The organism is Streptomyces sp. ME02-8801-2C, from assembly GCF_033793965.1.
Classification (GTDB): domain Bacteria; phylum Actinomycetota; class Actinomycetes; order Streptomycetales; family Streptomycetaceae; genus Streptomyces.
Genome location: NZ_JARAXP010000011.1, coordinates 108,767 through 125,382, shown reverse-complemented (window position 1 = coordinate 125,382; position 16,616 = coordinate 108,767). Strand labels below are relative to the sequence as shown.

Here is a 16,616-nt window from a genome sequence, read left to right as displayed (position 1 = left end):
CGTGCGCCACTTCCTTGAACTCTCGGGCCGCCTGGGAACGTCTGCTTCCGGTACCCGAAGTCCCGGTACCGCGTCCCGGACCACGTGGAGGATTCGTTGGCCACCTCCGACGAGTGGAGCAGAGTCGGATTCACCGGCAATCCGGTGACGGGGAATCCGGGTGTCGTCGAGAACGTCACCAAGGAGCTGCGCGACCTCAGCGATCTTGCCGGACGGGTCAGCGGCGGCCTCGACACCCTGTTGGCCAAGGCCGAGGACGGCGGCTTCGAGGGCCGGACCGCGGACGCCCTGCGTACGTACGTCAAGAACGAGCTCAAGGTGTTCATGGCGAACATCAACCGCTCGTTCGACATGGCCGCCAACGCCACGGCTCGGTACGCCCGTGCTCTCGGGGACTCCCAGGACCGGGCCGAGAACGCCGCGGACACCGTGGCCGCGCTGGAGCGGGTCGGCGGTCAGCCGCTGCCCGAGAACGATCCGGAGCTGACCCGCGCCCGGGGCGAGGTGGACGCCGAGACGGACGCCGTCCAGGCCGAGGGGAAGATCCTGGAGGACGCCCTGCACGAGGCGGCCCGGCTGGTGTCGCGGCCCGTGGCGAAGCCGAAGAAGAGCGCCTGGAAGCGCTTCGTGTCGACGTTCTTCAAGGTCCTGGAGATCGTCGCGCTGGTCATCACCCTCGTCGCGGCCATCATCGGCGGCCCGCTGGGCCTCCTGGCCTTCGGGCTGGGTCTGGTGCTCTTCGCCAAGGCCCTCGTCGACTACGCCTCGGGCAACGGCAACGCCCTCAGCCTCGGCCTCGCCTTCCTCGGCATTCTGTTCCCGTCGACGAAGGGCATCACCACCCTCGGCGGACTGCTCCGGCTGGGCCTGTCGGGAGGCAAGGGCCTGGCCGGCGGCCTCTCAGCGGGCGGGCGCCTGTTGTTCCGGGGCGGCAGGGCGCTGCTCAACTCTCCCGGCCGGCTCCTGTCGGGGGCCGGGATGGGCCTGGTCAAGTTCGGCGGGGGGCTCGCCGGCCGGGTGGGCAGCGGGTTCATGGCGCTGCCCCGGGTGCTGTCCAAGACGCCCGCGATGCTGGGATCGACCCTGAGGTTCATGGGCGGGTTCGCCCGGGGCACCTTCCGGCAGGGCAGGTCCGCGCTGAGCCGCGACTTCGTCGAGTCCACGGCGTTCGTCGGCGGCAACACCGCCGCCCGGCTGGGCGTCTACACGATCATGAGCATGGGCCGGCTCGTCACCACGGCACTGCTGCCGATGAGGTACTCGGAGATCGCGCGGTTCGGCTACCGGGGCGCCTTCCGCATGGGCTTCGTCGACCGGGGCATGCGCCTGGCGCCGCGGACGCTGCGCCCACTCGGCAGGACGGGTTCGTCGGCCGCGGACCTCGCGAACCTGACGGGCCGCAACCTCGACCGGGGCGGCACCCTGCCCCCGGTGAAGGGCACGAACACCGACAGACTCGCCGTGCCCGGCACCCCGGAGTTCGACGAGACCCTCGACGAGCTGGCCGAGATCTCGGTGACACCGGTGACGACACCCCGTACGCCGGGCTTCAGCTCCCTGTCCGGCCCTGGCACCCCCCGTATGCCGGGCCGCCTGGACGACATGGGTGGCCGGCTCGACAACCTGCACCTCCTCGACACGGTGGGCCTGCCGGTCGGCACGGCCCCCGGCGGGCAGCGGCTCGGCTTCCTCACCCCGGTGAACCAACGCCTCGGCCGCCTCGACCCCACGAGCGGCCGCCTCGGTGGTGACCTGCCGCCCCCGCGCACCGCGAGCGACGAGCTGCGGGACCTCGACACGCTGACCGGCGTGGAGCGCACCACGACCGGGCTGCTCACGCCGCTCGACAACCTGGCGGAGCTGAGCCTCGACGGCAGGCTCGGGGGGCTGAGCGAGTTCCAGGTGCGGCAGATCGTGGACGGCGAGATCGACCTGGTGAACGTCACCCCGGACGGGGTCGTCCTGCGGATCGGGAAGACCGACCCGGTGGACGTCCGGGTGCGGTTGAAGGACGGCGTGAAGATCGAGGTCATCGGCCCGGCCGACCCCCGTGTCCCCGCCTTGAGGTCGGTCGCCGGCACCGACCGCCTGGACGAGCTCGGCATCAAGCTCGACGACCTCACCCGGCTGCTCCCCGACACCGGCGACGGCTCCAGCACCGCACGCGAACTCCTGGGCCTGGGGCCGGTCCGGACGGACCTCACTGCCCCGGTCACCGATAGCCCCGCCTTCACCCCGCTCACCCTGCGGGACATCGTCACCGGCGGAGCCGGCGGAAAAATCGCCACGGAACGCTTCCAGACCTGGCTGCGCACCCAGTCCGCCCAGTTCCAGCTGGACACCGCCGGACGCAGGCTCAGCGAACTCGACAAGCTGACCGACGTACCGCCGCTGAGCCGCGTCCAGGCCGAACTCGACCTCAGCGCGGCCCGCATCGACTTCACCCGGTCCCGCATCGCGTTCGACCGGCTGGGGATGAACCTGGACACGGTCCGCCGGGACGTCACGGTGATGATGACCCGCATCGACGGCCCGGCGGCCACCCTGCCCACCGGTGAACTGCGGCTGCTGGACGACCTGGGGCGGCCCACGGGCCAGTGGGTCACCATGGAGCCCGGGCCGACCGTCAACTGGGTCCTCAAGGGGGAATCCGGGATCGTCGCCGACGTCAGGGTGACCCTGACCGACGGCGTCTTCACCCTCACCGAGGCCGACGGCCTCGTCACCAGGATCGGTCTGGACGGCAGACCCTTGCTCGACGACATCCCGGTCCGCCCGGCGTCGCCCGCGGGTCCGTCGGCCGCCCCGCAGGGTGTGGATCCGGTGCGGGTGCCCGTCGTGCCGGAGGTGACGGCGCCGTCCGTGCCGCAGGTCCACTGGCTGGTGCGGCAGGACGCTGACTTCTCGGCGACGGTGGGCAAGTCCGGTATGAAGACACGGCTGACCGAGGACGGTCTCGTGCCGGTCAGGATCGACGGCACCATCACACCGCTCCAGGCGGTGTCCACCGGCAATGCCAAATTGTTCAAGGAAAACAGCCAGTTCACCGCGTTCTCCGTGCCCGGCGGTACCGGAAAGCCCTTCGGGAACAACGAGATCGGGCTCGATCTCGTGTCCCTCAGCAACGACATCTCGGCCGGTGCGGAGAACGTCAGGGGTGTGCGGATCATCTCCAACACCGAACTGGAGCAGGAAATCCTCAAGGAGATCCGGTTCGCCGTCGGGGACTCGACACTGGAGATCCCGTCGAAGTTCACCCACTTGACGAAGAACGACGACATCAAGAAATTCCTCGCCGAATACAACGTGCCGAAGAAGTTGGGTGCATCGGTCACGACGGACATCAAGACGCTGCTGCAGGTGCGCCGGGACAACACCTGGCTCATACAGGGGGCCATTCCGAAGAAGTATCTGACGGACACCTATCCGACCGTCGAATCGCTGCAGCGCGTACCGGCCGCCCCGGTCACCACCACACCGGTCACGGCGCCCACGGACCTGCTGGAGTCAGCAGGCCGGTCCTCCGGCTCCGGGCTCACTCCTTCGGAGAGTCCGCAGTTGGTCATCAGGACGGACGAATTCTTCATGTCGAACGTCGGCCTGGAGCACCTGCACGGTGTCAAGCTCATCCGGCAGGACGACTTCCACGCGTTGCAGGTCGACGCCAAGGGCCTGCGCAAGTCGCACTTCGATCCCGATCTCGGAATGGTCCCGGCCAACCGAGACGGGAAAACCACCGCATTCCAGCATGTGGCGGGTGCCGAGATCGCGGAGCGCAAGAGCAACAGTCCCTTCACCTCGTTCGCCGTGGCCGGCGGCGAGAAGGTGTACGGCGACACGGAGTTCACCCTCGACGTCTACAAGCTGGGTCTGGACATCAAGGCCGGGAAGCTGGAGAACGTGGGAATTCTCCCGGCCCGGGATCTCCAGCAACTGATCGGCGACCAGATCGAGCGGACCATCGGGAAGCGGCTCGATTTCTCGGGTCTCACCGGGGCCAGCTCCCGCAACGACGTCGTCGAGTTCCTCAGGAAGAACGACGTCAATGTCGTGGGCCGGGGCGGCAAGGACGCGATCGGCAAGGTCGCCGGAGATGTCCGCGTTCTGCTGAACACCACCCGTGACCAGGAATGGCTGGTCAAGGGCACCATTCCCAGGAACTATCTGGAGGGTCCGTACCCCCGGGTGACAGGGTCCGAGGTCGCGGGTGGCTCAGTGCCCGCCGGCACCGCACTCCGTGGTCTCGACGAAGCCGCCGGCGACCTCCGGTTGTCGGACACGTTCAAGCCGGACTTCGAGGTGAAGGCCGTCTCCATCGAGTGGCGCAATCCGGCCGGCACGAACTCCGGTCGGCTGCTGGAGCCGCGCGTCGGTGAGCTGGGGCTGCTGGACGACCTGGGGCGGCCCACCGGTCAGTGGATCACCATGGAACCGGGGGAGACCGTCAACTGGGTCCTCAGGACGGACTCCGGGATCGTCCCCGACGTCCGGGTCGACATGGCCGACGGCGGCTTCACCCTCACCACGCCCGACGGGATCGGGGCCAGGTTCGGCGCAGACGGTCGGCCGACGGACCTCGGCGACCTGGCACCGGTCTCCGTCCCGGGCGTCGACACCAACTCCCTGCGGCTGGACCGCTTCGACGCTCCCGCGCCCCGCGGCGAGACCGTGCTGCTGGATCCTCAGCAGGTCACAGGCATACCGGGCCTACGGATGGAATGGCAGCGGACCCCGCTGGACGACGGCGCGTTCGCGTTCACCGACCAGGCAGGGGACATGCGCCTGGTCTTCGGCGCGGACGAGGTCCTTCAGTTCCGTGACATCCGGTTCCCCGGTGCGGACGGCTTCCTCCGCTTCGACGCCGAACCAGGGCCGGGCACGCTTCCCCGGGTGGTCGGCACGGACGGACTGCCGGTGCCCGACGGCGCGGTGATCGAGCCGGTCAGGGGCGCGCTGAACGTGGTCACCGGTGTGCGGGTCCAGTCACTGGAGGGGGCCTGGATCGGCCGGTTCGACCTGGACGGTACGCGGCTGTCCGAACAGTTGACGCTCTCCGGCCCCGTCGGCGGCCCGCTGACCGGGGCCCGGCTGACCACGACGTTCACCCGGCTGCCGGGCGGCGGAACGACACCGGCGTACCGGCTGGCGGTGCCGGGTCCTGGCGACGGCGGCTTCTCCGTCGTACGGCTGGACGGGGAGTTGGCGCAGCGGCTGCCGGGCGGGTTCGCGATGACCGACCCGACCGGCGCTCGGCTCGTCTTCGACCGGGACGGCCGGTTCGTGGACCTTCCGGCGGACGCGGCCGCGTCCACCCGGCTGGATGTGTCCGGGTCGGTGGTGCCGGAGACGAGCGTGGGCTCGGTGACAGCCCTCGACGGTCTCGGCGGCCCTCTGCCGGAGCGGGTCCCGCCCAGCGACGTCCCCGGGAACAGCGTTCTGGACGCCGTCGCCGGCGATCTCACCGGGACGGTTCCGGCCGGCGAGCACATGCCCCTGGAAGGCCCGGCGATCCCGGCTCCGCCCCCGGTCGCTCCCCCGCCGGCTCCCGCCCCGCCCCGCGTACCCCCGCCCCCGGTTTCCGCCGCCCCTCCCACCGTGAACCTGCCCCGAACGCCTGTGGCGGCGCGGCCCGCGCGGGCCGTGGCACCGGGATTCGACTCGTCCTTCCCGGCCCCTTCCATCGGCACCGAGAGCGAACTCGGCGGGTTCGTCGTCGCCCTCCCGGGGAGCTCGGACAGAACCTTCGCCTTCGTGTCGAAGGTCGACACCGACGAACCCCTGCTCATGGTCACGAAGGACATGGGCACGGGCGGATACACCAACCCCGCCCGCCTCCCGGAGGCACAGCACGGAAACTGGCAGACGCACACCGTGGAGCTGATCACCTATCCCTCACGGCTGGGCGACCAGGTGGCGATCGGCGCCCGCAACGACGCCACCCAATGGCTCCTCGACGTCTTCAAGGACCGACTCGGCGTCCACAACCACCAGCCGCTCGAGTCGATGATCAGCCCCGACGGCCTCTACAGGTTGCAGGTGACGAGCGACCGGCACGTCATCGCGGCCGGGAACGGACTGGAACTCGAGGGACTGCCCTCCGTCTCCATGCCGACGACCCAGCAGCAGGCGACGATCGGTATCAGGGCCGTGGACTTCGGCACCCGTGCCACGCACGAGCTGAGACTGCTGGCGGACCACGCCCACTGGTACAAGCCCGCTTTCCGCGACGACGACGCCCTGCGGACGGCGCTCGTGCGGGAGACACTCGACGCGCCCGAGCAGGTGGAGAACGCGTACACCTACACGAAGTCCGTCATCGAGTTCACCTCCGACCTGGTGAACAGACACGGCATCCCCATCGAGGACTGGGCCGGCGCGCCGCCGTACCGCGGGCTGACCCATCCGGCGGTGAAGAACGAGTGGAAGGTGCTGCCCCGGACCAGGCCGAGCCTCGTCCTCGACTCCCTGTCCCCCGGTGACCGAGCCGTGACGCTGAGGCTCCTCCGGGAGACCACCGCCATCGGTGACGAGTCCATCTGGACGGCCGCCAGACAGTACATCCTGAACGGCAACGAGGTGGCCGGACGTGGCATCAACAACGCCACCGTCGGCGGGGAGCGAGCCCTGCTGTTCGAGTTCCGGACCCTCCCGGACGAGCTGAAGGGCTTCGTACCGCACGAGAGGGCCCCTGTCTCCCTGGTGAGCGACCCCTTGGCGGAGCTGGGCGGGAACCGGGCGATCGCGGTCAGGAAGATCAACGACTTCGTCTCGGGGCCGGAGAACAAGGACGCCTTCGCCGACTGGTACCGCGCGGAGTTCCCCAGGGACCCCGACGCCGGGCGGACCTACCGGAACAAGACCACCGACGAGATCCTCAGGATGGCGGCGGCCCGCCACAAGGCCGAGTGGATCGCCGCCCGGCATCCGCAGACGTGGCAGGACATCACCGCGAGGACCCCCGTCGCCGTCGGGCCACCCGCTTCAGCCGTCCCCGCCGCCCCACCGGTGGCGCCGCATGTCGCGGCGGGGCCGCTGCCCGAGGAACTGGGGCGGCCGGTGGCCGGCGTCGGCGGCCCGGACGTGCCCGTCGTCGACCTGCCGCGGATCACGCAGGGGCCGGTGTCGGACCTGAGGGGCGCCGGCGTCCCGGGGCAGTTCCTCGACTCCCCGGTCCCGCCGGTCTCCTCGGTGCGGGAGATACCCCTGTCCGGGCCGGCCGACGTGACGGGGCTGCGGCTGCGCGTCACGGAGGTCGCGGCGACCGACACCGTCCCGGCTTCGGTCCGGATCGAGATGGTGGACCTCACCGCACAGGGCGGCCCGGTGCGCCTGCCGGATGTCCCGGTCACCGTGCGCGAGGGCGGCGGCTTCACCGCGACAGGTCCGCAGGGCGGTGTGCGCTGGCAGTTCGACTCCCTGGGACGGCTGGAGCACCGGGAAGTACCGCTGTCCGGCACCGACTTCGCACTGCGGTTCACCGACGAGGCGCTCAACCCGATGACGGTGGTCGGCCGGGACGGGGTGCCCGTACCGGGTGCGGCGGCCACGCCGGTCCGGAACGCGACCGGTGCGCTGAGCGAGCTGACCGTGCGGGTGCCCGTGCCGGGCACGGACGGTCTCACGGCGGTGTGGCGGTTCGAACCCGGTGGTCTGCTGCGTCAGCAGGAGCTGCCGATCGCACTGCCCGGCCTCGACGGTTCGGGCGGCCTGGGGGTCAAGGTGACGGTCACACCGGGCGCGGGCTCCACCACGACCAGGGTGCTCGAGCTGACCGGCCCTCGGCGTCTCACCGGCACCCTCCGGCTCACCCCGGTGGACAGCGCGCTCTCCGGACGGCTGCCGAACGGCTTCACGGTGACCGACACGGTCACCCACAGCCGCTTCCACTTCGACGCGGACCACCGCCTCGTCCTCCGTGACCTTCCGGACCCGGACGGCCCCGGATTCCTGCGCTTCACCGAGGACGCCGCACCCGGCACCGCACCGGTCCGCCTCGACGGCCTCGGCGACCTCCCCGAGGGCATCGCCCTGGACAACACGGCCCGGATCGTCATCCGTACGCTCGACGACTCGACCGCGCCGCTGGAGAGGTTCGGCCTGCGCCCGGAGTTGCTGAACGACCAGGTGCGGCAGCTGACCGGACAGGCACGGCACACGCTGCGGCAGCACGCCGTCACCGCACTCGGCGACTACCTCGACCGGCCTCCGGCGCCCCGCCTCGACGACCTCCGGTCCATGACCGTGGCCCAGGGCGCCGGCGGCCGCGTGATCGGCGACCTCACCGTCACGCCCACGCCGCACGGCGGGCCCGGCGGCAGCCGCTACACGGTGCACCACCACCCGTCGGACGTGACGCTGGGCTTCGGCGCGAACCGTGAACTCCTCTACCAGGAGGTGTTCCTGAGAGGCGGACCGAGCGACCTGGACGGGTTGAGGGTCGGCATCACCGGCCGCTCGGCCGACGGCGGGCCGTGGACCCCGAGTTCGCTCGACTTCGTGGGCGCACGCCCGGCCGAGGGCCTCTTCACGACAGCGCCGAACCCGCGCGGCGGTTTCACCGTCACCGACGCCGCCTCCACCACACACTGGCACTACGGGCCCGAAGGCGTGCACACCCTGCGGGACGTACAGCTGCCCGGCGACCGCGGCATCCTCCGTTTCGACGCCGACGCCCCCGGCGGCGTACCGCAGGTGCTGGACTCGGCGGACCGGCCGCTCCTCGGGGTGCGCCCGGAGCCCCTGGACACCGGCGGGATCGCCCTGGTTCCCACCGGCCGGGCGGCCCAACCGATGGAGCGGACCGTCTTCAGCGGCACCGGCACGCTGCTCGAGGAGACGATCGCCGTACGGATCAAGGGCGGAAAGGCCAACGGCGAGTACTGGAGGATCGACCACGCTGCCGGCACCGCCGTACGGGTCGACTCGTCGGGCACGCCGCTCACCGGCCGTTTCTCCACGGCCAGGGTGGAGATGTCGGCAACCGGCCGGTTCAAACTGACCGGCGACGGCAAGGTGACTCTCTTCGAACGCGAGGTGCTCGGCAACGGCAACGTCCTCCACATCGACCTGGACCGGGTGGGCCGGGCCCGCTGGAGCGAGTTCGACCCGGCCGGGACCAAGGTGCGGTCCGGCGAGCGGATCTGGGACAGCGACCGCAGAACCGTCCACGACACGCTCTCCTACCGCTGGGCCCCGATGGACGTCCTTGACGTACGGACGTACACCAAGGCCCTCGACGGCGGCCTGATCCGGGCGGAGAAGGGCGCGGGGGGCGACTGGACGTGGACGCGCTTCGACTCCGGCGGCACCGAGGTGCTGTCGGGCACCCGCGAGTGGTCCTGGAACCACATCGGTTTCAAGGACACCTACATCGACCCGGCCACCGGACAGCGGACCGTCGCCCACCAGCGCGGCAACATATGGCCGCTGGACGGCTATCACGGCTCGCGCCAGTATCTGGAGCACCCGGTACTGCCCGGTCAGAGCCCGGCGGGCATGCGGGTCGACCCCGAGCTGCATTCCGCCGTCGGTCCCGCCAACAAGGCGATCGACGTCATCGAGCACCTGGCGGACGGCGGCACCCTGCATGTCGTACGCATCTCCGACCAGCGCATGCCCGCGGGCCTCTGGCAGACGCGCACGGGCGCCGGCCGGCTCGACGGGTTCCTCGGGAACCTCGTCACCGGGGACTCCATGTTCGCGGTGTCCAAGTGGACCGAGACCGCCGCCGACGGCACCCGGCTGAAAGGTGTCCGGCTCGTCTCGCACGGCGGTCACAGCTGGCGGGACGTCGATGAGTTCGGCCGTGTCGTCCGGGAGACCCGCAAGCTGGAGAACGGCGCCGTCGTCGAGGTCGGCCGCAGTCTCGACGATCCCACGAAGTGGGCCCCGGCCCCGAAGTGGAACGGTTCCGCCGACCCGTACGAGCTGCCCTGGCTGGACACGACCAGCGGGGTCTCGGGCACCCGCCATGTCACTGGCGACGGCAGCTTCGAGGACGTGTTCACCAACGCCGCGGGCGACGAACTGCTGTCGATGCGCTCGCAGGGCACCGGCGTGCGCGAGTACCTCGGCGAGAACCCGGCGCGCGGCATCGGCCGCGACGACGTCTCCGGGGTGTGGGTGGACAAGAACACCCAGCTGCAGATCACGGGCCGACGCGACCAGTGGGGGGATCTCCGCATCGAGGCGCACGGCAACCCCCGCCACCGCACCTGGGAGTGGAAGGCCACCGGCCCGGACGGGACGGTCACCCAAGGCATCCGCATGCAGAACCGCGGCTCCTTGTACTCCCGCACCTGGGACGACTCGTTCGTCGACTTCGAGCGGCTGGAGAACGGCCGGCCGGGACAGGCGCTGCGGGAACGCAACGCCACCGACGACGGCACCGTCTGGATCGACGCCACCCGGCAGCCCGACACCACCTGGACCTGGCAGAAGACCAACGCCGACGGCACGGTCCACTCCCAGGGTGTCCGCGACCACCAGGACTTCGCGAAGGGCCGCTGGACCGACCGCATCGGCGACGACGTGGTGCGGCGGCGCACCGGCGGCCGGGTCCGCGAGTACGCGTACACCGTGGAGGAGACGGCCCCCGCGGCCCTCACCCCGGCGCCGGAGACCGGCCCGGCCAGCGTGACGGATCTGCTCTCCCGGTCCGCACGCCACTTCGAGCCGACCACCACGGTCACCGTCGACCGGGAGGTCTGGCGGGAGTTCGACATGGGCAAGGTGCGCCACCGCCGTGACGCGGTGGAGGGCGCCCCGGGCCGGTACCGGGAGTCGGAGTCGCTGTGGGGGCAGTGGCGGGAGTACCAGGACAGCCGACTGGTCGCCCAGCGCACCATCACCGGACGGGTCTGGGCCACCGACGCCTTCGGCCGCTGGTCGGCGTTCGACGTCGCCAAACTGCCGGAGATCAGCAGCCTGCCGTCGGTCGGCGGACAGGTGGGCCTGGACGGCCACCGCGCCTGGCGGCTCATCGGCCGCGAGGTCGACTTCCGCGGCTACACCACCGAGTTCCGCGGTGTGAACCGCGAGTTCCGCGACCCCTTCCACGAGATCTGGACCGGCGTCCGGGACGGCTCCTCGGTCGCCATGCCGCTGTGGCGCCACGAGCTGCGCAAGGCGGCCACCGAGTTCGCCACGGGCTTCCTGATCGAGTTCGGCACCAGCTTCGCGGTGTCGGCCATCGTCTCCGAGTTCGCGGGCACCCGCTTCGACCCGATGGTGGCCTTCGAGCGGGCTCTGTTCAACGGCGCTGTTGGCGGCGGCATCCGGGCCGGCTTCAACGTGGCGCAGGACATGACCGCACTCGGCAAGATCAAGTACGGCCTGACCAATCTCGACCAGGGGCAGGACTGGAACCGCCACTCGCTCGCCTCCAGCGACGACTGGGCCGGCGAGTGGTCGTCGTACGAGAACCCCGCCCGCTGGCGGTCCGGCACCTACGCCTTCTTCGACGGCCTGACGGTCAGCGCGCTCACCGGTTTCGTCAACAACGCCGCCAACGCGGCCATCTGGGGCGTGGGCGGCCAGAAGCACACCGGCCTCGAAGCCCTCGAAGCGGGCGCCTGGGGCGCGGCGGGCTCGCTGTTCACCGGTGTCACCAGCGGGATGGCCAGATACACCATCCACACCACCGCGGGCTCGCGGATCTTCCATCGCGGCGGCCCCGGCGAGCTGATCTGGCAGAGCGCCGAGTCGTTGGCCACGGGCATCCTCAACTACTGGATCAACACCAGGGGCGCCCACATCGACTCGACCCATCCGTTCCCGCCGTCGCAGAGGACGCAGCAACCGGCCGTCTCGCCCATCGAGGGATTGGACCTCACGTGACCCCCACCTCCGCCGTGCACCGGGTCGCCCCCAAGGGCCGCGGCACGCACCGCAGCATCGCCTCCGCCGTGCGCGCCGCCCGCGACGGCGACGAGATCCGCATCGCACCGGGCACGTACGTCGAACAGCTGCTCGTCGACCGCACGGTGCACCTGCTGCCGGAGGACGGGCCGGAACTCGCCGTACGGCTGCTGGCCGCGTCCCCGGGGCGGCCCGTACTGGAGGTCGCCGCAGCCGGCGTACTGGTCGAGGGCATCGCCCTGACCGGACAGGACCCGGGGCTGCCCGCCGTACTGGTCGGCGCCGGGGACCTGCAACTGGACGCCTGCGAGATATCCGGTGGCCGCGTCGAGGCGGGCGGCGACTCGTCGCTCGCCCTGACGGACTGCCGGGTGTCGGGGGCTGGGCTGGCCGGGGTGCACGTCAACACCACCGGCTCGGCGCGGCTGACCCGGGTCGTGGTCGAGGACATCCAGGGAACCGGCGTCGTCATCGCCTCCCGAGCCGCCGCCGAGGCCACGGAACTGACGGTACGGCGGGTCACCGGGTCCGGTGTCCGGGTTCGGGGCGACGCCCGGGCCGTGCTGCGCGACTGCCGGATCTCCGGACCCGGCCGCAGCGGGCTGCTGGTGGAGGACGCGGCGGCCCTCACCGCGCTGGACTGCCGGGTGGAGGAGACCGCGGCCGAGGGCGTACGGGTGCTGGGCAGTTCGGCGCGCGCCGACGGCAGGGCCGGTGGTGTGCTCCTCACCCGCTGCGAGGTCCTGCGCACCGGCACGGACGGGGTCGCCGTCTCCGGCACCGGGGACGTCCTGCTGCGGAACTGCCGGCTGCGGGACGGTTCGGGGCCCGGCGCGAGCGCGGACGGCGAGAGCCGCGTGGAGCTGGTGGACTGCCAGGTCGACCGGGCACACGGCTCGGGTCTGGTGGCCCGGGGCTCCGCCCGGCTCACCGCCGAGGGCACGTCGGTGACCGGCAGCCGGGCCAACGGTCTGCTGGCGGGCGACCGTTCCGAGGTCCGCATGGCCGCCGGCGACGTGACGGAGTGCTCCTTCAGCGCGGTGCATGCCTGCGACGACTCCCGGGTGACGCTCACGTCGTGCCGTATCGCGTCCACCGCGGAGCACGGGATCCGGGTCACCGACCGCGCCGGCCTCACCGTCGAGGGCGGCCGCATCACGGACTGCGGACTGACCGGGGTGCAGCTCGACAGCGCGGCCGAGGCCCGGATGCGCGGGCTGTCCGTGGTGCGCGGCCGGGCGGGCATCACCACCGAGTCGACCGGGACGGTGGTCCTGGAGGAGTGCGACGTCACGGACGCCGAGCGGGCCGGGATCTCCTGTGGCACCGGGACGGCCCCGGTGCTGCGGGACTGCCGGATCAGCGGTACGGGCACGGCCGGCCTGGTGATCGGGGAGCGCGCCACACCCAGCGTCGATGGCTGCACGGTACGGGACGCCGCGGGCTCCGGCCTGGTGGTGGGCCCGGGGGCCGAACCCCGGGTCAGGTCCGTCACGGTGGCCCGGACCGGCAAGAACAGCCTGTTCGTGGGTGAGAAGGCCCGCGGCACCTTCGAGGACTGCGTCTTCGCCGGGGCGGGCAGCGACGGCGCGGCCTTCCCGGCACTGCACGTGTCGGCCGGCGGCGCACCCGTACTGCGCGGGTGTCTGGTCCGGGACACCGAGGAGGACGTGGCCCTGGAAAAGGGCGCACGCCCGGTGTTCGACGACTGCCTCGCACGGGACGTGAGGAATCCGTCGCTGCCCACCGGCGTGGAGCAGTCCCTGGCGTCCGCGGGCAGCCCGGAATCGGACCCGCAGACCACCGCGCGGGAGACCGAGGCACCCTCCGAGGACACCCTCGAGGACCTGCTCGCCGAACTCGACGGCCTCGCCGGACTGGACCGCGTCAAGCACGACGTCTCGTCCCTGGTGAAGCTGATGCGGATGGTGCGCCGCCGCGAGGAGATGGGCCTGGCCCCGCCCCCGCTCAGCCGCCACCTCGTCTTCACCGGCAACCCGGGCACCGGAAAGACCACCGTCGCCCGGCTCTACGGCCGCATCCTGGCCGCCGTCGGCCTGCTGGAGCGCGGCCATCTGGTCGAGGCCGACCGCTCCGCCCTGGTCGGCGAGTACGTCGGCCACACCGGCCCGAAGACCTCCCGGGTCTTCCAGCAGGCCCGGGGTGGTGTGCTGTTCATCGACGAGGCGTATTCCCTCACCCAGTACGCCGGTTCGAACGACTTCGGCCAGGAGGCGATCGCCACCCTGCTGAAGCTGATGGAGGACCACCGCGACGACGTGGTGGTGATCGTCGCCGGATATCTCAAGGAGATGGAGACGTTCGTCCGCTCCAACCCCGGTCTGGCCTCGCGCTTCAACCGCACCCTGCTCTTCGAGGACTACGGCAGCGCCGAGTTGGTCAGCATCGTGGAGCACCAGGCCGCACAGCACCAGTACGAACTCGCCCCCGAAGCCCGTGAGGTGCTGACCGCGCGCTTCGACGCGATGCCCAGGGACCGGGGGTTCGGCAACGGCCGTACCGCGCGCCAGCTGTTCCAGGCCATGACGGAGCGTCAGGCGTACCGCGTCGCCGAACTGCCGGACGTCTCGGAGTCCGACGTGATGACGCTGAGGACGCAGGACATCCCGCAGACACCGTGAGCGCGGCCCACAGCACCCACAGCACCCACAGCACCCACAGCACCCACAGCGGACAACCCCGTAAGGACCGACTTTCATGCCGCACACGCCCGACCTTCAGCAAGGTGACCGCCAGGAAGGCGAGTTCGCCGATCTGTTCGCCCGCAGGGCCCGCACTCCGATCCGGGGCTTCCTGCCCGGCCGCCGGGTCTGGAAGACGGTCGGCGGCTCCGCGGCCGCGGTCCTGGTGATCGCCGCGTCCGCCTGGGTCGTCTCAGCCGCCGACTGGAGCATCGGCGACTCCGACCAGGTGACCGCTGCGGCCGACAAGAAGGCGCCGCGGGAGAAGGAGCGCGTCGACACCGCCGCGAAGCCGACAACCGCCCCGTCCAAGAGGAAGAAGGAGGAGGACCGCGGCGGGAAGGACCCCGAGGTGGTCTACGTGCCCGTGTCGGGCGGCGCGGGTGGGGGTGCTGGTCCGGGTGGGCACACGTCGGCGTCGGAGCCCTCCCCGACCCGTAGCACCGAAGGCACCTCCGGCTCGACCGGCGGCGGCACCGGGGAACAGAGCTCCTCGCCGACGGACCAGAAGATCACGTCGAGCACGACGACCAGTTACCTGTGGTCGGACGGAAGCGTGGACACTTCCGAGGCCAACGCCTACTGGGACCAGAGCATCGTCACCGTGAAGTCCACCAAGCCCCTCAGCAGCCTCAAGGTGGTCGTCAAGATCATTCAGACCGGAGGCGTCTCCAGCACCGGGACCTGGAGCGACCTCGGGGACAGGGTGACGGTGTCCACGGGAGGGAGCAGCAGCGAGCTGGACTACGTGGTGACGCTGAAGCCGGGTAACACGCTGGACGCCGGTACCTACGTCTTCAAGTTCCAGTACAACCACGACCAGGGCAACCGTGGAGCGGGCGGCGACCGCTACAACGTCACCGCCGTGGCCGGCTCCGACGACGAGTTCCGCTCCGGCGGCTTCTGACGTCGGGCGCGGACCGCGTGCCCAGCCCTTCGGCTCCACCGGTCGGGTCGACTCAACTGTTAATGGGATCCATTTTCATGTAGCGTCCTGTCTCGCTTGCCAACCGAGGAGGATTCCCATGGCCGTTCCCAAGCGGAAGATGTCCCGCAGCAACACCCGTCACCGCCGCGCCCAGTGGAAGGCGACCACGACCCAGCTGGTGCCCGTCACCGTCGACGGGGTCGCGCACATGGTGCCGCAGCGGCTGGTCAAGGCGTACGAGCGCGGGCTGATCCGGCTCTGAGCCGACGCCCCGAACCTGACGCCCCGGCCTGGGCCTCAGTTGTTCCAGCTCTCGTCGTAGGGGTCGCGCGGAGTCGCCACCGGCTTGGCTTCGGTGATGTCGAAGAACGGGATGATGCCGTTGTTCACCGGGTCCTTGGTCCGCCGCTCGGTGTAGGTGCCGGTGAGTTCGAGCCAGCTGTCCGGTTGGAGCACCGGGGGGATCTTGCCGGTCAGGCCGACCTTGACCGGCTGGGCGTCCGCCGCACAGCAGTTGAGGGCCATCCGGACGAGATACGGGGTGCCCTTGCGGTCGAGCGCAAGGAACCCGGTGATGGTGATCCGCCGGTCGCCCAGTGAACGTCCGTGGTCGTAGGCCGCCCGGCCGGCGTAGTCGACCAGGCTGAGGCGTACGGGGTCACCGGAGGGCAGGGGTGCGTAGGCCAGCGGCGCCTGGAGGGCCGTACCCGTGCGCAGGGCGCTGTAGGAGCCCAGGGCGGGCGGGGCGACCAGGATCAGCGCGAACAGGGGCAGGACCAGGAGCCAGGAGACGCGCGGTTCACGGTGGACGTGGACGTCTTTGCCGTGAACGTCGGCGTCGTCGTGAACGCCGGTGTCCTTGTCGTGGGTGTGAACTCGGTTGTCAGGACCGGTCTTCGTGAGTTTCCGCTCGTACCAGACCGTCGCCAGCGCGGCCACGATCAGGATCGCGCCGGCACCGATGACCATCGGCTGGAGCCCCGCCTTGACGTACCGCAGGTACAAATCGGTGGACCCGGCATGGATCATCGCTCCGCCGACCAGGAACAGGACGACCGCCTGCGCCTGCCGGTTCACCTGAGACCTCCGCGGATGCCTCGGTCTTCAGGCCGGGGAGGAATCGGTCT

The 16,616-nt window shown here is 70.9% G+C and carries 5 protein-coding genes; 4 read left to right on the top strand and 1 reads right to left on the bottom strand.

The window, feature by feature from the left end; genetic code table 11:
- Window positions 1-96 precede the first annotated feature (96 nt).
- From PV396_RS31595 to rpmF, 4 genes are all read left to right on the top strand, one after another.
- A complete protein-coding gene (locus PV396_RS31595; protein WP_319210436.1) occupies window positions 97-11,838 on the top strand; it encodes an actin cross-linking domain-containing toxin in 11,742 nt (3,913 codons plus the stop codon).
- Window positions 11,835-14,501 carry a right-handed parallel beta-helix repeat-containing protein gene (locus tag PV396_RS31590; RefSeq protein ID WP_319210435.1) on the top strand — a complete coding sequence of 889 codons (2,667 nt, stop codon included), beginning with the start codon at window positions 11,835-11,837 and terminating at the stop codon, window positions 14,499-14,501. The genes PV396_RS31595 and PV396_RS31590 overlap by 4 nt, the downstream gene beginning before the upstream one ends.
- 76 nt (window positions 14,502-14,577) lie before the next feature.
- Window positions 14,578-15,468, top strand: coding sequence for a hypothetical protein (locus PV396_RS31585; RefSeq protein WP_319210434.1), 891 nt, complete (start codon window positions 14,578-14,580; stop codon window positions 15,466-15,468).
- Between the two features lie 118 nt (window positions 15,469-15,586).
- Complete coding sequence (gene rpmF / locus PV396_RS31580) at window positions 15,587-15,751, top strand: 50S ribosomal protein L32 (RefSeq protein ID WP_319210433.1); 165 nt, start codon at window positions 15,587-15,589, stop codon at window positions 15,749-15,751.
- Window positions 15,752-15,786: 35 nt separating this feature from the next.
- On the opposite strand, the gene PV396_RS31575 is transcribed toward rpmF, so the two are convergent.
- Window positions 15,787-16,566 carry a TIGR03943 family putative permease subunit gene (locus PV396_RS31575; protein WP_319210432.1) on the bottom strand — a complete coding sequence of 260 codons (780 nt, stop codon included), beginning with the start codon at window positions 16,564-16,566 and terminating at the stop codon, window positions 15,787-15,789.
- Between the last annotated feature and the right edge of the window lie 50 nt (window positions 16,567-16,616).